The sequence below is a fragment of the Sphingobacterium sp. SYP-B4668 genome (assembly GCF_027627455.1).
In the GTDB taxonomy this organism is placed as follows: Bacteria; Bacteroidota; Bacteroidia; order Sphingobacteriales; family Sphingobacteriaceae; genus Sphingobacterium.
Map to the genome: position 1 here is coordinate 2,285,380 of NZ_CP115483.1, position 20,605 is coordinate 2,305,984.

The 20,605-nt window shown below is 40.4% G+C and carries 16 protein-coding genes; 10 read left to right on the forward strand and 6 right to left on the reverse strand.

Annotation, left to right across the window (positions count from 1 at the left end; genetic code table 11):
- Positions 1–134: 134 nt before the first annotated feature.
- The gene (locus OQ289_RS09670) at positions 135–1,118 is read left to right on the forward strand and encodes a DUF4973 domain-containing protein (RefSeq protein ID WP_270090526.1); all 984 of its coding nucleotides are present in this window, start codon (positions 135–137) and stop codon (positions 1,116–1,118) included.
- Between the two features lie 229 nt (positions 1,119–1,347).
- Here the strand turns inward: OQ289_RS09670 and msrB are convergent, their stop codons facing one another.
- Complete coding sequence (gene msrB / locus OQ289_RS09675; protein WP_156142799.1) at positions 1,348–2,439, reverse strand: peptide-methionine (R)-S-oxide reductase MsrB; 1,092 nt, start codon at positions 2,437–2,439, stop codon at positions 1,348–1,350.
- A gap of 469 nt (positions 2,440–2,908) precedes the next feature.
- Between msrB and OQ289_RS09680 the strand changes: the two genes are divergently transcribed.
- The 4 genes from OQ289_RS09680 to OQ289_RS09695 are packed head-to-tail and all read left to right on the forward strand — an operon-like array spanning position 2,909 to position 4,697.
- Positions 2,909–3,229, forward strand: coding sequence for an ArsR/SmtB family transcription factor (locus OQ289_RS09680; protein ID WP_033564620.1), 321 nt, complete (start codon positions 2,909–2,911; stop codon positions 3,227–3,229).
- A 9-nt stretch (positions 3,230–3,238) separates the two neighbouring features.
- The gene (locus OQ289_RS09685) at positions 3,239–3,709 is read left to right on the forward strand and encodes an SRPBCC family protein (protein WP_270090527.1); all 471 of its coding nucleotides are present in this window, start codon (positions 3,239–3,241) and stop codon (positions 3,707–3,709) included.
- Positions 3,706–4,116, forward strand: coding sequence for a DoxX family protein (locus tag OQ289_RS09690; protein ID WP_270090529.1), 411 nt, complete (start codon positions 3,706–3,708; stop codon positions 4,114–4,116). Before OQ289_RS09685 ends, OQ289_RS09690 begins: the two co-directional genes overlap by 4 nt.
- Positions 4,117–4,136: 20 nt before the next feature.
- Entirely contained in the window at positions 4,137–4,697 is a 561-nt protein-coding gene (locus tag OQ289_RS09695) for a DUF4256 domain-containing protein (RefSeq protein ID WP_270090530.1), read from the forward strand.
- 134 nt (positions 4,698–4,831) lie between these two features.
- Here the strand turns inward: OQ289_RS09695 and OQ289_RS09700 are convergent, their stop codons facing one another.
- A complete protein-coding gene (locus OQ289_RS09700; protein WP_270090531.1) occupies positions 4,832–5,728 on the reverse strand; it encodes a DUF6528 family protein in 897 nt (298 codons plus the stop codon).
- A 129-nt stretch (positions 5,729–5,857) separates the two neighbouring features.
- On the reverse strand, positions 5,858–6,340 hold the full coding sequence (locus OQ289_RS09705) for a very short patch repair endonuclease (protein WP_270090532.1): 483 nt from the start codon (positions 6,338–6,340) through the stop codon (positions 5,858–5,860).
- 255 nt (positions 6,341–6,595) lie between these two features.
- Between OQ289_RS09705 and dcm the strand changes: the two genes are divergently transcribed.
- Entirely contained in the window at positions 6,596–7,846 is a 1,251-nt protein-coding gene (gene dcm, locus OQ289_RS09710; protein ID WP_270090533.1) for a DNA (cytosine-5-)-methyltransferase, read from the forward strand.
- A gap of 29 nt (positions 7,847–7,875) precedes the next feature.
- Positions 7,876–9,348 carry a MutH/Sau3AI family endonuclease gene (locus OQ289_RS09715; protein ID WP_270090534.1) on the forward strand — a complete coding sequence of 491 codons (1,473 nt, stop codon included), beginning with the start codon at positions 7,876–7,878 and terminating at the stop codon, positions 9,346–9,348.
- On the opposite strand, the gene OQ289_RS09720 is transcribed toward OQ289_RS09715, so the two are convergent.
- From OQ289_RS09720 to OQ289_RS09730, 3 genes are all read right to left on the reverse strand, one after another.
- The gene (locus tag OQ289_RS09720) at positions 9,324–9,884 is read right to left on the reverse strand and encodes a hypothetical protein (protein WP_270090535.1); all 561 of its coding nucleotides are present in this window, start codon (positions 9,882–9,884) and stop codon (positions 9,324–9,326) included. The two genes, OQ289_RS09715 and OQ289_RS09720, sit on opposite strands and share 25 nt — an antisense overlap.
- A 150-nt stretch (positions 9,885–10,034) precedes the next feature.
- Positions 10,035–11,369 (reverse strand): GH1 family beta-glucosidase, encoded by a 1,335-nt coding sequence (locus tag OQ289_RS09725; protein WP_270090536.1) that lies wholly within the window; start codon positions 11,367–11,369, stop codon positions 10,035–10,037.
- 309 nt (positions 11,370–11,678) lie between these two features.
- Positions 11,679–14,336: an alpha-L-rhamnosidase gene (locus OQ289_RS09730; protein ID WP_270090538.1), complete on the reverse strand. Its 2,658-nt coding sequence runs from the start codon at positions 14,334–14,336 to the stop codon at positions 11,679–11,681.
- A 352-nt stretch (positions 14,337–14,688) separates the two neighbouring features.
- On the opposite strand from OQ289_RS09730, the gene OQ289_RS09735 reads away from it, so the two are divergent.
- The 3 genes from OQ289_RS09735 to OQ289_RS09745 all read left to right on the forward strand — a co-directional run bounded on the left by OQ289_RS09735 (position 14,689) and on the right by OQ289_RS09745 (position 20,597).
- The gene (locus OQ289_RS09735; RefSeq protein ID WP_270090539.1) at positions 14,689–16,296 is read left to right on the forward strand and encodes a DUF6377 domain-containing protein; all 1,608 of its coding nucleotides are present in this window, start codon (positions 14,689–14,691) and stop codon (positions 16,294–16,296) included.
- Positions 16,297–16,639: 343 nt separating this feature from the next.
- Positions 16,640–18,046, forward strand: coding sequence for an SGNH/GDSL hydrolase family protein (locus OQ289_RS09740; protein WP_270090540.1), 1,407 nt, complete (start codon positions 16,640–16,642; stop codon positions 18,044–18,046).
- Positions 18,047–18,056: 10 nt separating this feature from the next.
- Positions 18,057–20,597, forward strand: a complete 2,541-nt coding sequence (locus tag OQ289_RS09745; RefSeq protein ID WP_270090541.1) for a glycoside hydrolase family 38 C-terminal domain-containing protein — start codon at positions 18,057–18,059, stop codon at positions 20,595–20,597.
- Positions 20,598–20,605: the final 8 nt, after the last annotated feature.

A 20,605-nucleotide genomic window follows, 5' to 3' on the forward strand; every position in this document is an offset into this window, starting at 1 on the left:
GATTCAAGACGGCTTCAACAATCTCAATAAATGAGTGCAAAAAAACGGATTCATTAAAGCGCTTGGGCGTAATGTAGTTAGCGCAGCGCGAATATCTTAATGAATAAATAAAAATGAACAAAAACTATATTCCAATGAAAAAAACATATATACAGCTCTGGCTGCTTTCATTGCTACTCATCTGTGGTGGATGTAATGATGAGTGGAAAGACGAACAGTTTGAAAATTTTATTTCATTTAAAGCCCCATTGGGAAGCGAGGGGGTATCGAATATTTATGTTCGATACAAGAGCGATCAAAAGACCTCTTTTCAGCTACCACTAATCGTTAGTGGATCTGCTATAAATGATAAAAATATGAGTGTCCATATTGGTATAGATTCTGATACGTTGAGTGTTTTGAACTTCGAACGATTCCAAAATCGAGAAGATTTTTACTACAGAAAGCTTAATGACCAATATTTCTCCATGCCTAGTACCGTTGAAGTGAAAGCCGGAGAGAATACGGCTTTAATGACGATAGATTTTACACTTAAAGATATTGACATGGTGGATAAGTGGGTACTACCGCTGGCAATTAAGGAAGATGCTTCTTATAATTACATAGCTAACCCCCGCAAGCACTACAGAAAGGCGCTCTTGCGGATTAATCCGTTCAATGATTATTCGGGGACATACAGTGGAACGGCTCTCAAAACAAGTATGGAAGGTTACGAAAATGAAACACCCATTGTTAAAAGTGAAATCAAAAGTTATGTGGTAAACGAGAATACCATTTTTTTCTACGCGGGAAACATAGACGAAGAGCGGCAAGATCGTCGCAATTACAAAATCTACGCAACTTTTAACGCAACAGGGGGAGTCAGCTTCCGTGCTGACAATCCCAGTATTAAGTTTAACGTGAATAAGGATGCCAGTTACACCATCTCCGAACAGATGGATGCTGTACGTCCATATCTACTTCGTCGGTATATATCGATCAATAACATCGATTATAAATTTACAGATTACACAATGGTCCCTAATGTTGATATCAACTATAAGGTGACTGGGTCGCTAACGTTACAGCGGCGCTTAAATACCGAAATTCCTGACGAGGATCAGTCTATAGAATGGTAAAAGTGAAAATGAGTGTGTTCACTTATAAAAGCTAGTTTATTGAGTTAAGTTTATAGGTTGGAAGTGCGGAGCGTGAAGCTTCGCATTTCTTTTTGAGCAAGTTCAGGGAACTTGTTGTTTTATTCAACTTGCTTTATCTATACCGTGAGGATTATAAAGGACAAAAACGAAAGGTTAAGAATTCAATATTCTTAACCTTTCGTTTTTGGAAAATGTAACGGATAGATCTTTATTCCTTGTCTAATAAAGGCAAGTATTTCTCATATCCTTGTTTTTTCATATCTTCTTTTGGAACAAATTTTAAAGATGCACTATTGATACAGTATCGCAATCCACCTTTATCAGCAGGTCCGTCATCGAATACATGTCCTAGGTGTGCATCTCCTGCTTTGCTGCGTACTTCAGTACGTATCATGCCATGCGTCTTATCTACCTTTTCTTCTATGATGTCTTGATTGATTGGTTTTGAGAAGCTTGGCCATCCACAACCAGAATCAAATTTGTCTGTAGATACAAAAAGAGGTTCACCGGTGGTAATATCTACATAAATGCCTTCTCTAAACTCGGCATCGTATTCATTTTGAAAGGGGCGTTCTGTAGCGCCCTTTTGCGTCACTTCGTATTGTAGAGGCGTGAGTTTGGCTTTTAACGTAGTATCATCTGGTTTGGTATATTCAGATACTGGTGCGGGGTTAGCATTTTTAGCATATTCGAATAGATTTGGTGGAATATGACAGTAGCCTCCTGGATTCTTATCGAGGTAGTCTTGATGATAATCTTCGGCAGAATAGTAATTCTTAAGCGGTAAATTTTCAATAGCTATAGGGGCAGAATAATGCTTGGCTAAATCGCTCAATTTTTGTGTGATGAGAGGTGCATCTTCATCATTCTTATAATAAATTCCGGTTCTGTATTGTGTACCCACATCATTACCCTGGCGATTCACACTCGTGGGTTCTATCGTTTTGAAGTAGAAGTCAATTAGTTTTCCCAATTCCAGTACTTGCGGGTCATATATGACTTTAACGGTCTCTGTGTAGCCTGTGTTTTTATAGGAGACATCTTCATATGTTGGATTTGGCGTATTCCCATTAGCATAACCAACTTCAGTGGCTAGTACTCCTCTGATTTGTTTAAAGAAATGCTCTGTCCCCCAGAAACATCCCCCAGCAAAATAAATCTCTTTACCATTTTTCATACTTTCTTCTTTTTTTTGTGTTTGTTTTTCCGTGACAGAATTACTTGTAAAAATGTGTGAATTTGCGGCAACAACAACTGCAGCTCCCAATAGCACACAAATCGCAATCATTGTAGTTTTCATTTTCATTCTATTTGTTGATGAGTATTTATTAACATAAGTCCAAAAATCAGAAACAGGAAGCCCTCGAGTATAAGGACATCCGTAACTGGCACCTCATCTACTATTTACCAAACACTATGCATGGTCAATAGAAAGCCGGGCGTAAAAACAAAGATACCAATCATTCCTCACGCCGCATATTTGGTCAACGTCATTTTTTATATTGACAATAGGCCAACTTTTTGTCTTGTTCAATACAGGGTTTTATAAATATAATAATAGCTAACAGTTTGTATGTTAATGATTAATGATGGCTTGGTTGTGGTAATTTCATGATGTCGTTTTTCCGGAACGTGTAGACTTGGTTTTCCTTAAGGTAAGATTTAGCTCTTTTTGTATGTTTATTTAAGTTGAACTGCTTCAAGAAAGTTGAAAAAAAATTTGCGTAGCTAGGTGGCTACGTTTATATTTGTAGTCAAATGACTACGTAATGAATCTAAGAAGAGATGTATTCCAAGCGATTGCCGACCCAACCAGACGCACCATATTGTTGCTTTTGACATCTCAGTCTATGACGGCCGGGGCAATTGCCGCAAATTTTGATTCGGCTAGACCGACGGTATCCAAACATCTCCAGATTTTAACGGAATGTGAATTGATTGAAAAAGATCCACAGGGACGTGAGATCTACTACCAACTGAACCCTAAAAAAATAAAGGAAATTGCTGACTTTATCGAACCTTTTCGCCAAATGTGGGAGGACCGATTCAATAAGTTGGAAACTTTGATGCAGCAATATAAAACCAAATAAACCAATTGTATGGAGCAAAAAACTAAAGTAAAAGCTGAATCAGGAAAGCAAGAAATACTGATTATTCGCGAATTTGAACTACCAGTAGAGCTGCTTTTTAAAGCATATACAGAATCCGAACTCGTGGAGCAATGGATGGGGAATAAGGTGTTGAAGATGGATAGTAGGCCTCATGGTAGTTACGAATTTGAGACAAGAGATCGAGCTGGCAATGTGCTGTTTCGAGCTAATGGAGTCATTCATGAGTTCGTGCCGAATCAGAAGATTACACGTACTTTTGAAATGGAAAATACACCTTTTCCGGTCCAACTTGAATTTTTAGAATTCACCAAAATTACGACTGATCGATGTCAATTGACCATACATGTCATTTACAAAACGGTCAACGACAGGGATCAGTTATTACAAATGCCATTTGCTGCTGGCATAAATATGGCACACGACCTTCTTGAGAAAATTATGAACCAAACGAACATATGATGAATACAGGTATTGCTGAGCCTAAGGGCTCTACGAAAACAGAAAAAATATTATATTGGGTTTTTACTGCTTGGTTAGCATTGGGAATGCTCTCTACGGGCATTGTACAGTTTATTGGTACAGAGGAGGAGGTCGCTTCTTTTGACCATCTGGGGTATCCAAGTTATTTATTGATTATATTGGCAATATGGAAGATTCTGGGGGTGATGGCAGTTCTTATGCCAAGACTCCCACTACTTAAAGAGTGGGCATATGCTGGATTTTTCTTTGTTAGTTCGGGCGCGACTATTTCGCATGTTGTTCTAGGGGACGGCCTGTCAGATGTCTTTCCTTCGATATTGCTTCTAGCGCTTACGATTATATCTTGGTACCTAAGGCCTGCGAGTAGAAGAATGAAAACTTCCTAATTTATCTAATACCTATAGAAATGAAAAAATTTGACATACCACCACAACGGATTGAAGAGCTTTTCCATATTTTGAAAAAGCGATTTGAAAAAAACATGGATCGTCACGAGGGAATTGTATGGAATGATGTTCAGCATAAACTGGAAAATAATCCCGATAAGCTTTGGTCGCTTAATGAAATGGAAGAAACTGGTGGCGAACCGGACATTATTGGTTATGATACAAAGACTGGTGAACACATCATTTGCGATTGCGCGATAGAAAGCCCTAAAGGACGTAGAAGTATTTGTTACGATCATGAGGCTTTAGAATCTAGGAAAGAGCATAAACCTAAGAATAGCGCTGTGGCGATGGCCGACGAGATGGGGATTGAAATGTTGAATGAAGAGCAATACCATGAATTGCAAAAGCTAGGGAAATTTGACACAAAAACTTCGAGTTGGATTCTCACGCCTTCAAATGTAAGAAGTCTTGGTGGCGCTATTTTTGGCGATTGGCGTTTTGGGCGTGTTTTTATCTATCACAATGGTGCGGAGTCATATTATGCCGCTAGGGGCTTTAGAGGGCTATTGCGGGTGTAGCTTTAATGGCTTTGCTCCCTTCCAAGATTGAATTGGAAAGTATGATAATCTGAGCTTCAATTACAAAAGTAAATGGAGCTCATCAGTGTACATGTGTATTTTTATTAATAAAATACGATGTTGAGCTTTCTTTTTTAAAGAGCTATTCTCACTTTATAAAGTTTTATATCTGGGACGTTTATTGTTTTTGTGGGATTGTCCATATAGATATGGTGGGTCCACCAACTTTCTTCAGCAATGGTATATATCAATTGTTGAGTTTTCGGGGATACATTTGCAGATTTTATATTGTGTTTGTCCTTGAGCGGTTCGAAAGGTGTAAACTTTTGTTTCTCTAGATCAAAGCTGAAAACCCCATGATGTGTAGATATCAAAAAAGTGGAAGCGTTTATTTGAGAAAGATCGTGTCCACCGACATCGGGAAGTGCCCATGAATTCTCCAGCGTTAAAATGGGTTGGTCGGTGTACCAATTCTTTAGGGAATAGGCTTTTAATAAAAGATAACCCAATACATATAGTTGCTGGTCTTTTGTATTCCAAACCACGCCATGTCCCGAATAGAGCGTGTCCTTGTATATTACCTTTTCAGGTTTTAATAAATCATATACTTCAAGGCTATTGCCCGCTTTGTGTGTTGAGTTGGCTACTGCGATACGATTACCAGGAAGTAAATCCACTGAATGTGCCATAGGTGTCTTGGCGTAGAATTCGACTTTACGTTTAGCGATGTCCAATAGTATGGTCGCTCCTCCAGAAGAGGTGAGCAAAAGCTTGGAATTATTAACTACAGGCTTGCACTCATCCAAAGGAATGAGTAGCTTTTGATACTCCTCAGGAAGATTCGTAGCTTCAGAAACTGACCAACTCCAAACGATTTCCGTATGTGTATCACTTGATTTTTTTGGATCTACAACGATAACTTTATCCTCTCCGCAAGCGACTAGGTGCCCTTTGGGAAGCTTGCTAATATTTTGCGATATAGCGCTAGATGCGATATGTAAAAGTATAACCAGTGATAGGTAATGCTTCATGATTGGTTTCATTTGTTCGAATTGCTATTTTTAAGGTAAGTTAATACTTATAAAGAGTTCTTTCAAAACATTAAAAAAGATTTTATTACTGGGCGCGGATTTTTTAGGAGGTATCTTTACGTCGTACTTTTATTTATATAGTCTTCTGGTCTCCAAAAAAAGATCAATTTGATTGGTGACCTTGGGTAGGTTTTTCAAGATATCTTGTGACCAAAATCGAAATACGGTATACCCCATATCTCTTAATGACTGGTTTACCTTCACGTCTTTTTGTATGTTACGTTCGATTTTGGGAATCCAGAATAGACGGTTGGACTTTATTTGCTCGCGACGATTTTTCCAATCGAATCCGTGCCAGAATTCACCATCTACGAATATGGCTAGCTTGTATTTTTTGATGGCAATATCGGGTCGGCCGGGAAGCTTGTTGTCATGTATTCTAAATCGTATATGCTTAGCCCATAGTGCACGCCGAAGCACCATCTCGGGTTTGGAATGCTTTCCTTTTATTTTAGACATGAGGTAGCTACGAGCAGGAGAAGTGTAAAATCCTGCAGATTCTTCAAATCGCGGTACTTTTATTCGGTCGTTATCAGCATCATATGTGGACATACTGCAAATATAACAAATGGGGGCGCGATTCGTTTTTATTGGAATTACTTTTCCCAGATTATGAAATTGCTAATTGTATTAGTGTGTTGCCAAGTTGTATTTACGTTTGTACCACTGATGAAGGGGGGGTGACAAAAACTGTCGTTAGACATTTGAAGTAGCATACGGATTATGAATAAGTTAGATTTTTGAACAATTTTAATCAATTCCATTAGTTGACTATTTAGAACTATAACATTACTTTTGTTAGATTATATGGCAAAAAAAATTAAGGTAATTGAACTCTTTGCAGGAGTTGGTGGTTTTCATTTGGGCTTGACCCAGGCATCTAGTAAATACGAGGTGGTATGGAGCAACCAGTGGGAGCCAGCGACCAAAAGTCAACCTGCGTCTGATATTTATAGGGCCCGTTTTCCAGAGACCGCACATTCCAATAGTGATATTGCAGCAGTTATTGAAGAAGATTTTGAATCTATACCTGATCATGATTTGTTAGTAGGAGGATTTCCGTGCCAAGATTATTCCGTAGCTAGTACATTAAAAAGGTCGGGTGGTATTGAGGGTAAAAAAGGTGTGCTTTGGTGGTCTATACACGATATATTGAGGCTTAAGAAAGAGAACAGACCCAAATATCTTTTCTTGGAAAATGTAGATCGTTTGATTAAGTCTCCTGCCAAACAACGAGGACGCGATTTTGCTATTATGTTGGCTTCATTATCTGATTTAGGATATGCGGTCGAATGGCGTATTATCAACGCTGCGGAGTATGGCTTGCCGCAACGTCGTAGACGTATCTTTATCATGGCCTATCATGAAAGCTCAACCCTGTACAAGGAGCTGACGAATACTGATAGCCAGAAATGGATTAAAGAAGATGGTGTGCTGGCCGATGCGTTTCCGGTAGGAGTCGACAGTGGTATATCTCGCAGATTTGATATCTCGGGAACATTGGACTATGTGACTGCATATTTCAATAAAGATAAGGGGATCGCTGAAAGCGCATTCGAAAATACGGGTGTAATGATCAATAGGGAGGTATATACAATTAAGACTGTGCCGGACTATACGGGGGCGTATACCCAATTGAAAGATATTTTGATTAATGAGCATGACGTGCCTGAAAATTATTTTATCAATGCGGCCGATTTAGATAAGTGGACCTATTTGAAGGGCGCTAAAAGTGAACTACGTGTGAATAAGGCGGCAGGATTTGAGTACAATTATTCAGAGGGGCCCATGATATTCCCCGATGCTCTCGATAAGCCTTCCCGAACTATCATCACAGGTGAGGGAGGAACAGCCCCCTCGCGATTTAAGCATGTAATACAGACAGCTTCGGGTAGATTGAGAAGATTGACACCTTTAGAGTTGGAGCGGTTAAACATGTTTCCTGATGATCACACCAAAGAGGCTCCAGATGTAAAGCGTGCCTTCTTCATGGGAAATGCCCTGGTGGTTGGCATTATTGAACGAATTGGTAAAGCATTAATAAAAAGGGTTTCGTAAGAAGCCTTTTTTTATTATCTTAAATATATATGAAAACCTCTAGCCATATACCAGCTCCATTACCTTATGATAAACAGGATAAGGAGTCGATATTGCGGTATGCGCAGAAACTGATTGGGAAATCGCTCCGTGAAGAATTGGACATAGACGACGGCTCTGCACTACAGCGTATGGGCAAAGGTCGATTCGGGAATATGGTAGAAGAGCTGTATTTCAAATATAGTCCCAACTCGGCAGCCTATGCAGACTTTCCAGAAGCTGGTCTAGAACTAAAGACCACACCGTTGAAACAAATTGGAAAGGGACTGTCATCCAAGGAACGTCTGGTATTCAATATCATTAACTATATGGAAGAATATAAGGCAACTTTTGCGACTAGTTCGTTTTGGATTAAAAACAAGGAACTTCTGTTGCTCTTCTATTTGCATGATGGTGAACAAATCCCTTTAGACTATTGTTTCAAAATTGTTCGATTATGGCGGTTTCCGGTTGAGGATCTCAAGATTATCATCGATGACTGGAATACTATTGTTAATAAGATACGGGAAGGACGAGCCCACGAACTGTCAGAAGGAGACACCTTGTATTTGGGTGCCTGTACCAAGGGGGCAAGCAAAAATAGTATGCGTGAGCAGCCTTTTTCTTCTGTACGGGCTATGCAACGGGCTTTTTCCTTAAAATCCAAATACTTGAATTTTATAATCGAGCAGTCTTTCAGAAATGTTTCACATATTATAGATGAAAACGAGTATGAATATGTATTGAGGGAAGATAAGCAAACTCATCCGGAATATTCTAGATTTCGTGACCCGGGGCTACAGGAAGTGGAATCCGCTGTTAAATCCGTAGATCAATATAGACCGGGTCAGACTTTTGAAGAATTGGTGCAAGAACGGTTTGACGCCTACCTAGGCTGGTCGGATCAGGAGTTAATGGCCCATTTCGATTTGCAAATAATCCCCTCAGCCAAAAATCGTTATAAGGTGATTTGTAACCGTATTCTGGGAGTAAAGGGGAAGCGTATCGCGGAGTTCGAAAAGGCGGATGTAGAGATGAAGACAATTGTGTTGGACTACAATGGTGCGTTGAGGGAGAGTATGTCATTTCAACAGATTAAATATAAGGACATCGTTGATGAACAGTGGTCGGATTCTTATTTTTATCACGTATTGTCGAAACGCTTTTTCTTTGTCGTTTTTCAAAAAGATGCGGTTGGCGAGCCCTGTCTCCTGAAGGTCTTCTTTTGGACTATGCCTACTGCGGATCTGCAGGTAGCAAAGCTATTTTGGGAGGATACCAAGACTAAGATTATTCGGGATGATTTCGAAAATTTTATCAAGATAGCAGATCGAAGGATTTGCCACGTCCGACCCAAAGGGCGTGATGCCAATGATTTGATGGAAACGGCCTCTGGTCGTTGGGAAAAGAAAAAGGCTTACTGGCTAAATAGTGGGTATATAAAGAAAATCGTTACGGATCAAAATATAGCTTCCAGATTATAAAAGATAGGGGACCTCCAGCCCTTCGGAAGTGTTAATAAATCTGGCTTGTCCATGCCATGGTTATTGGTCCTTCTCACAATATCTTCTATCTCGTAGTAGCCCATTTTTGCCAAAATCGCTTCATAATATCTTTGAAAAGGAAGTTTTCTCCCTTGGTATCTAGGCATAGGATAATTGAGGTCTTCTTGCAATGTCAGCCAAAAGATAAGCTCCTTTAGACGATTTGTAGTTGTGCAGTTCAAGCCTTTGGCAAAGAGGCATTCCAAAAAATTGATACACTCTTCAAAATTTTCCAAATTGGTCCGTTTATATATGGCCCTTACGATGTCGGCATGCATATATGCCTTTGCGGTGTGCATGCTATCGGTTTGATACCACACTTTATAGTCTCCATTGGCTTTGTAACCGGGGTATTCAATAGTGATAGGTTTGTAGTCCAAAGTCGCCTTTATGTTTTTATAACTATCTTTATACTTTTCTCGGTGCCTATGGGTCTTTTCAATCATAAATGCATAGGCTTGCTCATAGGTCATCATTGTCTTCCATTATTTTAATTAAACACGTCGGGTCAGTATGTATTGACGAAAGGATTAGCATCTATTCTCCAATGGCTAAAATACCTAATTGTTGCTGTTTTTGCAATTGGATTCTAAGGAGAAGTACAGGTTTGTTTTTGGAACTCACCGTTACTTTAGAAAGTCGGCATACCATTTTCCTGAAGATTTGACAATACGTTTTTGAGTTTGGAAATCGACGTGAACCAATCCAAACCGAGGCTCATAACCTTCAGCCCATTCAAAGTTATCTAAGAATGTCCATATAAAGTAACCCTTTACATCAACTCCCTCTAACTTAGCTCTATGTACCTGTTGAATAATTTGTTGCAGGTATTGTAGTCGTCTAGAATCCTCCACGCCACCATTTTCTACTTTATCTGGGAAGGCGGCACCATTCTCGGTGACGAGGATGGGCGGGATATTTGGATATGCAGCAAATTTTTTCAGCACATGGTACATAGAAGCTGGGTAGACTTCCCAATTCATGGCTGTCATTTCTACCTTACGTTGCTTCGCCGTCACTATTTTAGCTCTAAGAAACGGAACGAATAGGGCATGTTTGATGATTTCTCGCGTATAATTTTGTATACCGATAAAGTCCATGTTAAAGCTTAACTCCTTTTCATCGTTAGGCTTCATGTACTTCTCGATACGTTTTAATGCCTTAATTTCATCGGTCGGATAGCCCATTCCTAGTAGAGGTTCAATAAATAACCGATTGAGGAGTACATCTGCTTTCTTTGCTGCAATGATATCTTTTTCACGATTTGTAAATGGTTCTACATGGGAGCAGGAAAAAGTTGTACCGACGATACTGTTGTTTCGCAGTGATTTAATTATCCGAGCTCCTTCAGCTTGTGATAATGCTGCGTGATGTGCTGCTGCTAAGAAATAGTCTATGCCCCTTTTTCCTGGAGCGTGTACCCCAAAGAAGTAACCAGCAGCGCTAAATACCGTTGGTTCGTTTAGGACCATCCAGTGATTGACTCGATCTCCAAAATTGGTTACACAGATGGCCACATATTGGCTAAACCAATCCTTGATGTCTCGGTTTGTCCAGCCTCCTTTTTGTTCAAGGTTGTGCGGTAGGTCCCAATGATATAGTGTTACCCAAGGTGTGATGCCCAATTCAAGTGACAGATTGATAAGTCTATTATAGAAATCTATACCCGATTGGTTTACCTCACCTATACCGTTCGGAAGTATACGGCTCCAGGCAATGGAAAACCTATAATTGCGAATATTTAAGCTGTGCATCAACTGCAGGTCATCGATGTAGCGATTGTAGAAGTCACAGGCAATATCCCCTTTATGGTTTTGAAATATTTTATTCCGCTTCTGTACAAATATATCCCAGATAGACGGACCTTTCCCATCTAGATCATGAGCGCCTTCGATTTGATATGCTGCAGTCGATACTCCCCAAATAAAATCCTTGCCAAAGGCATCTTTCGTTAAAAGCATCTATGATATGGGTTTGTCATTAAGTTAGGCAGTAATATACGATTTCTAACTTATGTATTTAATTTTTATGAGATCTTAGTGGTGAATAGAATGAACTGAATTGTATCAAAAATAGGCGGAATACCATCCTTTGGAAGAATTTAGCGAGTGTTTTCATAATCGAAATGTATTAAATTGTCTCATACATTTATTATACACTTTAAATCTACGCAGTTGTTGTATCTTCTATGTTAATCGTATATTAAATTTTACTACTCGAGCTGCTTGGTATTGACGGTCGATCGCTCCATTTCATACAGATACTGGAGATTAGGGAAGTCTCTCCAGTACGAGGGTGTGTTTACCGTTCATTAGCTCCAATGTTTGTTTACTTTCCGCGCGCTTTCTGTTCCACATAACTATTTGGGTGTTTTCGGGAGCGATAAAGGTTGCGCTGCTGCCAACAGGTAGTTGTATGTCTAGGAGTAATTGACGGTCTCTGATTGACCAATCCACCACGATTTTTCCGTAAGGGCTATCTATGTGAGATTTGACCCACGTGATTCCGTTAGGGATTTGTGGCTTGATTGTCATATGCTGATAGCCGGGACGGTTTTCGTCCGGGCGGATTCCAGCCACCACTTGGTAAAACCAGGTACCAACGCCATTATAGCAATTGTGTATACGGCTTCTTTCCCCGCTCCAATATTCCCAAGTTGTAGTTGCACCGTTGTCTATCATATGAAGATAACCCGGATAGTCCCGTTTTTTCAGCATGTTGTACATGAAGTCTGGTACATCATTTTCTATCGCCCATTGCGTCAATATAGGTACCCCTACAAGTCCTACAGCAATATGGTCATTGTGCCTTTCTTTCGTTAGGGCAAGAAGCTTGGCTTTAACTACCGCTACCAGCTCAGGAGGTGTTACTCCCGTGAGCATAGGATAGCTCATGTCCAATTGGGAGCCAGTTGCATAAGTGTTGTCGGATGGATTGAAGAATGTTTTATGTAGAAGGGTATTGAGCCTGCTTCTACGGGTTGCAAAAGCCGTTGCATCCTTGGTTTGGCCTAATACTGTTGCAATCTTTTCTAGGGTTGCAAAACACTCACTTATAAAACAGTTGTTGACCAAGTCGACCGATATTTGGTTCCCTGCGTCCACTCCAATTGGGGCTAGCCAATCTCCCAAAAACCAATCTCGGTATTTGGTATCGGGCCAGCGCTTTAACAAACCATCAACCGTATATTTATCTACATATCCTACCCAAGATTTCATCTCTTCATAGTACTTTGTTATCAGTCTAGCGTCACCATAATTGACATGGGTACGCCATGGTGCCATTACAAAAAAGCCACACCAATACGGACCACCGCCGCCCGCTCCGGGATTAGGAGCTACATGGGGGAGGCTGCCTTCCTCGCGCATAGCATCTGACCACGCCTGCACCCAATTGGCGAATAGGGGCGATGCACCATACATCGTTTGGAATGTATTTGTAGAAGAGTTGCCATCACCTCCATAACCGGCCCGTTCCAAATGTGGGCAATCAACCTGATAGCCGCTAAAGCTAATGTTACGCATGGTATATTGAATCATATCGTGAATCGCATTCAAGTCCGTATCTGAGCAGGCGAAAGAGGAGCCGTTTTGAAAGTTGGTGTGTATCAAATGGGCTTTTACATCCTTCAGATGGGGGGCAATCGCTAAATTGGTAATACGTACGTATTGAAAGGCGTGATGATTGAATTTATTTTGAAAGATTTCTTTTGGGGTTCCGGTTGCGATGTAAATATCGCGCTGTCCTTGATCCGCAAAGTTACCGTCTTTATCCAAGTGATCTGAATATTCAAGCTGGAGCTCTTGTTTATGTCGTAGCCCATTGAATTCCACTTCGAGCCAACCATTTGTTGCTTTTCCCATATCAATTAACCAGACACTATCTTGGAGTCGTTTGATGTTTTTAGCGGTAAGAGTTTGGGTGATACGATTGGGCTCTACCATCTGTGGACTTGCCTGATGAAGCGGAATATCCACCTCTTCAACGGGCAGCCATATACGATTATCCATACTTTTATTGGTCAATGTAGAGGGGTTGAGATTGGCATCAATGCGTTCGCCTCCGAAGGATAATGCGCGCCATGTGCCGCTGTCACTATATCCTGTAGGAGATCCTTTCCAAGAAGAGTCTGTGTGTAAGATAGTATGCCATTCTTTGTTTCGAAATACATCTATCTGGGCACGCACGACTGCTCCATTAAATTTAACATCAAAACCTGTGGTTGGTTTAAACCATCCTGTGCCTAGCCACATCACAATAACATTGTTACCAGTCCTTAGGTAGTTCGTGATATCATAGGTATTGATCAAGGATCTTTTATCAAGATGCGAGACCGCAGGTGCCAATACATCTGCAGTTACTTTTTTGCCATTGATGTAAAGCTCAAAATAACCTAAGGCATTGACATGGATTAATGTCGTTTCTACTTTGGAAAGCTGAAATTTTTTCTGTACCAATGGACTTTGTACCTCCTGTAAACCGATGAATGCCCCTTGCAATTTGTCGTCTCCGATTATTCCAATGCCGAAGCGCTGGATGGTACTCCATTCAGAAATTTGATTTTTTTCATTCCAGATACGTACTCGCCAATAAGAATGCATCCTAGATGTGAGTGGATGACCTCTATAAGAAACGAGCACAGAGGATGAGGATTTAGTCTTTCCTGAGTCCCATCTATCTGCTAGATTCTTATCCGCCAAGGCCGTACTGTCTGATGCAACCTGTATTTGGTAGAAGGCTTGCTGCGTATTTCCATCCGTATGTGTTATTTTCCAACTTAGATGAGGCTGTGTGTTGTCAATGGCAAGAGGATTGATTAGATTTTCACATCGTAAATCAACAACTGCGATAGTTGTTTTCTTGCGTCCACTCGTCAAGCCAAGGATACAAAAGATTAGGAAGGCGGATGCGTAAAGCTTATTGTTCATTAGGTTTAAATTTAGAACGTTATTTCTTGGATTAGACACAAATCTATCGTTGCAGAAGGGATGTTCCTATCGTCTCATACTCTTTGGTAGATCATTATTCGATGGTAAGTCTGTAAATCTTTTTTAATCAATTTGTTGTAGATTATGTCTGAGACTTAATTGGTAAGTGGATTGGAAGGGACAAATTGGATAAGCATTCGTTCTTTAGTGCTATAAGGCAATCATTATTGCTGTTGTCCGGTATGTAGCAACTACCCCTTGGTTTTTACAATGCGTAGATTAGGCCGAGTGCATTATGGATATATTTTGTAGATTTGCGCACAACCATATTTATAGACCAGTGAGGGGAACCATGAGAAGAACACTACTAGCCATATTTTGTCTTGTTTTTTCCTGCCATGCTGTCTACGCTTCTAAAGCTATTGATTCTTTATTGAAGGTGTTGGACAAGACCATTGCAGATCGCGAAGCATTTACCTTAAACAAGGAAATGCGCATAGATGCTATAAAGAAGAAATTGAAAAAGCAGGGTTTCCTGGATGATCAATATCGACTTAACGGTGATATCATTTCTGAATACCAATCGTTTAAATGTGATTCGGCATTGGTTTATATTGAGCGGAATGTGCAAATAGCCAGTGCTTTGAAAAGCGATAATTATCTTTCGGAAAGTAAATTGCGATTTGCTTTTGTCGCTTCAATGTCCGGCCTGTTTACCCAAGCCGCGGAAATCTTTGATACGATTGATTATGACACTCTACCTCATCATCTCAAGGTCTTATATTGGTGGAGCCATATACGCTACAATGAAAACCTCATTAAGTATAGTGATAGTCCTAAATACAGAGCTAAATATGAGTTAGAAAACAAAAAATCAAGAGATTTGCTAATGGCATTACTAGATTCCAAAAGTGAAATGTATCTCAAAGAAAAAGCCTTTAAGCTAAAGGGAGACGGTGATTATTCAACATCCGCCCAAATCCAGGAACAGCTCTTTATCGGAGAAGAGCCCAATTCACACGGCTATGCCATGAGTGCAATGGGATTGGCGATGGTACATCGAGAGTTGAACAACCCTGAGTTAGAGGAGAAATACCTGATTTTGGCTGCTATCACCGACACTCGACTTGCCGTGAAGGAAAATGAATCCTTACTCACCTTGGCAATACATCTTTATGATAAGAATGATGTAAGCAGAGCGTACAACTATGTGCGAGCGGCTTTAGATGATGCTAATTTCTATAACTCTCGATTTCGTAACGCAGTCATAGCACGAACACAACCGATCATAGAAGCTACCTATCTAGCAAAGATAGAGCATCAACGTAAAAATTTGCATCTATATGCAATAACAGTTAGCATATTTGCTTTTGTATTGATTTTATCGCTATATTTTCTATATCGACAGAATAAAATCGTATCTACGTCCAGAAAGAAGCTTAGTCGTACGAATGATCAATTGACAGCGGTCAATCAACGTTTGGATGAAGCCAATCTTATTCGGGAAAAGTATATTGGATATTATATTAACCAATGTGCTGTATATCTGGACAAGCTCGATGAGTATCGGAGGAATATCAATCGCAAGATTAAATCTGGTCAACTGGCAGGATTGCAGGAGATTAGTTCGTCGACGACTACATTGGATAGGGATGCACAGGAATTATATCAGGATTTTGATCGAACGTTCTTAGAGGTCTATCCAACTTTTGTAGATGAACTCAATTTATTGCTTCGAGAAGAGGAACGTTTTAAATTGAACAAAGGGCAGTTGAATACAGAGTTGCGGATTTTTGCCTTGATTCGTTTGGGAATAACGGACGTTAATCAAATAGCCACATTTTTGCGCTATTCTTTGCAGACGATCTATAATTACAAGAGCAAGATGAAAGGTAAAGCACTGGTCGATAGTGATCATTTTGAGGAAAAAGTAAAGAAAATAGGTATGTTTGTCGCCTGATTGTTTTCTACTCCATTTACTAATTTGGCTTTTCTATTTAATTGTAAGTGTCTTATTGTCTTTTAGTTGTATTATTTTTTTGGATAAAATAGTTTACCAGAACGCCTACCTGTGCATACAGGTAGGCGTTTTGCTTTATAGATTTGCTTTCGCTTGTTCTACCTGGGTGATGACTGATCACATCTCGTCGATTAGCAAATAACCATTTTATAAATTATAGATCATCAACATGATATTCTCTAGGCTTTTGTGGTATCCCTAATGGGGGCAGTAAACGAGTAGCACCTTACGACTGAAAACCAATCAATCTGCTAATGACAGATTATGAAATAATTATATACATATGAAAAAAAACTATTCAACTTTTTGCTGTTATATCATCAGTTTCTTTGTTTTATTTTTTAACGGGGCGTTGGGCTATGGTCAACAGGTAAGTCCTTTTAAGCAGGGCGATCGCGTCGTATTCCTAGGCAACAGTATCACCGATGGTGGTCATTATCATTCTTACATTTGGCTATATTATATGACTCGTTTTCCAAAAATGGATGTCATGTTTCTGAATGCAGGTATCGGTGGCGATAAGGCTAGTGATATGGTGAAGAGGTTGGATGGTGACGTATTCAGTAAACGGCCAACTGTACTAGTCGGTACTTTTGGTATGAATGACTCTGGATATTTCGAATATAATGGACCAGATGCCGATAAATTTGCCGATGAAAAAGTAAAAGAGTCATTTGATGCCTTCAAGCAAATGGAAGCTCGCTTTAAAGGGCTCGCCGGTACCCGGATTGTTTTAGTAGGCAGTTCACCGTATGATGAAACGGCACAGATTGAAGGCAATGTACCTTTCAAAAATAAGAATAAGGCCATGTTGCGTATCGTCGATTTTCAAAAGCAATCTGCCACAGTCAATAAATGGGAATTTTTTGACTTCAACACATCGATGACAGCATTAAATAAGCAATTTCAACAACAGGAGCCTAGCTTTACCTTGTGTGGTAGCGATCGTATCCACCCAGACAATGACGGACATATGGTGATGGCCTACCTTTTCCTAAAGGCACAGGGCTGGGGAGGGAAAAAAGTGGCTGGGATGACTGTAGATGCCGAAAGTAAACGTGCGACAAAAGTAGAAAATTGCCAGCTATCCAATATTAAAAAAACAGCGACGGGTATCAGCTTTGATTATTTAGCTGAAGCCTTACCGTATCCCATGGATACGGTCGCACGTGGTTGGGGTAGTAAGAAAAGCCAGTTTATGGCGACCAAAGTAATCCCATTTATTAATGAGATGAATCAAGAATTACTTGTTGTCAATGGATTGCAAGGTGTGCATGAACTATTAATAGACGGTGAGAAAGTCGGGAATTGGTCAGCTGAAGAATATGCGAAGGGTATCAATCTGGCTACCCTCGACAAGACCCCGCAATATCAGCAAGCCTTACGTATTATGTATCTCAATGAAGAACGTTGGGAGATCGAAAGACGTTTTCGGGACTATGCTTGGATTCAATATAATTTCTTTCAGCCTAAGGGGTTGTTGGACGCCAACAATAGAAAATCGATTGAAATTCTGGACCAGCATAAAGAAAAAGATGGTTGGTTGAATGCCAAACGTGATCTTTACAGCAAAGCGATGTTTCCAGAAGTAAGGCAAGCATGGCAAGGCGAGATGGATTTGTTACTGGATATCATCAAAGATACAAGTACCCCAAAGAAACGTAAAATTACATTAGTGAAAAGCAACTAGTTGTTACGGAATGAAAAGGTACATTTTGATATTTGGTTTTTACTTGTTTTGGATAAATACCCAGGCACAGCAAGCCTATTTCGTGGACGGTTACCACGGAGGCATATACGGTCATTATCCTTTGTGGGTGACACAGTTCATGGTGGACAAACTCGCCCAGCATCCAGAGTGGAAGCTTGGATTGGAAATAGAGCCAGAGACTTGGGATACCGTAAGAGTCAAATCCCCAGCAGCGTATGCCAGTTTTAGTAAGCTAGTGCTAGATAGGAGAATAGAATTTACTAATCCAACTTATGCTCAGCCATATGGATATAACATTTCAGGGGAAAGTTTGATTCGGCAATTTGAATACGGGATTAAGCGTTTGCACCGACATTTTCCGGGATTGACCTTCACTACCTATGCCGTTGAAGAGCCTTGTTTTACAAGTAGCTTGCCACAGTTATTGAAACAATTTGGCTTTCGATATGCTGTTCTTAAATCACCAAACACCTGTTGGGGAGGTTACGCACGTGCCTATGGAGGACAATTGGTTAATTGGATTGGACCCGATGGTACTTCTATTCTCACCGTACCACGCTATCAAAGCGAAGCCCTCGAAGAAAATTCAACATGGCAAACCACGGCTTGGAACAATTCGGTTGCCTTTCTGCAATCCAGTTATGCCAGCGGTATCACCAAGCCAGTAGGAATGTGTTATCAAGATGCTGGGTGGAAGAATGGACCTTGGTTGGGCTACGGTAATAATATCAAGAATAAATCTATATATGTGACCTGGAGAGAATACTTCGAGGAGATTTCTGACGGGAGTACACAGGATGATTGGCGACTTTCGCAAGAGGACTTTCTTGTCAACTTGATGTGGGGTAGTCAGGCATTACAACGTATTGGACAACAGGTGCGTACTGCTGAAAATAGCATTGTGATGGGGGAGAAACTGAGTGCAATGGCCAACATTGCCAATCAGTACGTTCCAGCTGAACAGCAATTTTCTCAAGCTTGGGAGAGTCTAATGATGGCTCAGCATCACGACTCTTGGATAGTACCTTATAATCAGCTCAACAGCCGACAAAACTGGATAGAGGCGATAAAAAATTGGACGGATAGTACCAATACACTTGTTAAATCTCTCCAGGACGATGCTATTGGTAGCTTTAATGTAGTAACCAACGCCAATGAAGAAGATGTGCAATACATCCGTGTATACAATACCCTGCCTGAAGAGCGTACAGAAGCAGTATCTGTGCAACTGCCTGCCTTATCTGCGACCCACAACTTGGTTGTATCCAATAGTAAGGGCGAACATCTCCCTCATGTAATACGTCAAGAGGAGGAGCATATGGTGTTGACCTTTCGTCCTACGGTACCTTCGTTTGGGTTTGCAAGCTATGTCATACAACAAGGTAAACAGTCTGCACCCGTCGTCGAAGCGGTGTCCTTTGATGCTGTTGGGAACTGTATCATCGAAAATGAGAACTACAGAATTGTCCTTGATAAGAGTAGAGGCGGATCAATACACAGCCTTATTGCAAAAAAGCTTGATAATAAGGAATTTGCTATTCGTGATGGAAGTTATGTCTTAGGAGAGCTATCTGGATTTTTCTACGAAACTCATCAATTTCAATCCTCCAAAGAAAGCCCGGCTACATTCAAAGTCTTGGCCGACAACGGGATGATTGTCAAAGTAGAGATTACTGGAAATATCGCATCGCACCCGTATACACAAGTGATTACACTCGAAGCAGGAGAGCCTCGTATAGATTTTGACCTTACCATTGACTGGAAAAATAATGTCGGCATAGGCGAATATAAACAAGGAGCTGACTGGACTGAAAATAGAAGAGCATATACCAACGATCGTTATAAATTGAAAGTTATGTTTCCTAATAGTCTTGAAAGGACGAAGCTATTTAAAAATGCACCATTTGATGTATGTGAAAGCAGATTAGATAGTACCTTTTTTAGTCAATGGGATCGAATCGAGCACAATATTATTCTCAATTGGGTGGATCTTTTGGAGGGGGGCGAGACCTATGGGTTGGCTTTATTTTCAGACCATACCACATCATATGGTCATGGGCCAGACCAACCTTTAAGTCTTACGGCGCAATATTCGGGGATTGGATTATGGGGAATGGATTATAAAATCGATGGCCCATCAAGGATTAAGTATGCACTTTTTCCACATCGTGGAAAGTGGGATGACGCCAATATTTCGGCACATAGCAATCGTTGGAATGAACCGTTGGTCGCGGTCCTTCAAGCGGAAATCCCTTTGATAGATTGCTCCTATGTAAAGGTAGAACAGCCAGGTTTGGAGATTAGTACCATGAAAGTTACCGACAACGATATTTTACTACGTCTTTACAATGCTGCTGGAGATTCCGGACCGCAGAAGATAAGTCTCGGTTTTTTGGCAAGGTCAATAACAGAAGTCTTGCTCAACGGAGAGGAGCAACAGCGGTTAGCGACCAACGAAGATTTAACCGGTACGGGCTTCAAATTTCAACTCCCTCGTCATGGGATAAAGACATTCTTGATTAAGAAATAGCTATTAAC

Bases quoted from the DNA above. Each gene is read 5' to 3' on its own strand.
- OQ289_RS09670 (WP_270090526.1), top strand. From the start codon at position 135: ATGAAAAAAACATATATACAGCTCTGGCTGCTTTCATTGCTACTCATC.
- msrB (WP_156142799.1), bottom strand. From the start codon at position 2,439: ATGAAAACTACAATGATTGCGATTTGTGTGCTATTGGGAGCTGCAGTT.
- OQ289_RS09680 (WP_033564620.1), top strand. From the start codon at position 2,909: ATGAATCTAAGAAGAGATGTATTCCAAGCGATTGCCGACCCAACCAGA.
- OQ289_RS09685 (WP_270090527.1), top strand. From the start codon at position 3,239: ATGGAGCAAAAAACTAAAGTAAAAGCTGAATCAGGAAAGCAAGAAATA.
- OQ289_RS09690 (WP_270090529.1), top strand. From the start codon at position 3,706: ATGATGAATACAGGTATTGCTGAGCCTAAGGGCTCTACGAAAACAGAA.
- OQ289_RS09695 (WP_270090530.1), top strand. From the start codon at position 4,137: ATGAAAAAATTTGACATACCACCACAACGGATTGAAGAGCTTTTCCAT.
- OQ289_RS09700 (WP_270090531.1), bottom strand. From the start codon at position 5,728: ATGAAGCATTACCTATCACTGGTTATACTTTTACATATCGCATCTAGC.
- OQ289_RS09705 (WP_270090532.1), bottom strand. From the start codon at position 6,340: ATGTCCACATATGATGCTGATAACGACCGAATAAAAGTACCGCGATTT.
- dcm (WP_270090533.1), top strand. From the start codon at position 6,596: ATGGCAAAAAAAATTAAGGTAATTGAACTCTTTGCAGGAGTTGGTGGT.
- OQ289_RS09715 (WP_270090534.1), top strand. From the start codon at position 7,876: ATGAAAACCTCTAGCCATATACCAGCTCCATTACCTTATGATAAACAG.
- OQ289_RS09720 (WP_270090535.1), bottom strand. From the start codon at position 9,884: ATGATGACCTATGAGCAAGCCTATGCATTTATGATTGAAAAGACCCAT.
- OQ289_RS09725 (WP_270090536.1), bottom strand. From the start codon at position 11,369: ATGCTTTTAACGAAAGATGCCTTTGGCAAGGATTTTATTTGGGGAGTA.
- OQ289_RS09730 (WP_270090538.1), bottom strand. From the start codon at position 14,336: ATGAACAATAAGCTTTACGCATCCGCCTTCCTAATCTTTTGTATCCTT.
- OQ289_RS09735 (WP_270090539.1), top strand. From the start codon at position 14,689: ATGAGAAGAACACTACTAGCCATATTTTGTCTTGTTTTTTCCTGCCAT.
- OQ289_RS09740 (WP_270090540.1), top strand. From the start codon at position 16,640: ATGAAAAAAAACTATTCAACTTTTTGCTGTTATATCATCAGTTTCTTT.
- OQ289_RS09745 (WP_270090541.1), top strand. From the start codon at position 18,057: ATGAAAAGGTACATTTTGATATTTGGTTTTTACTTGTTTTGGATAAAT.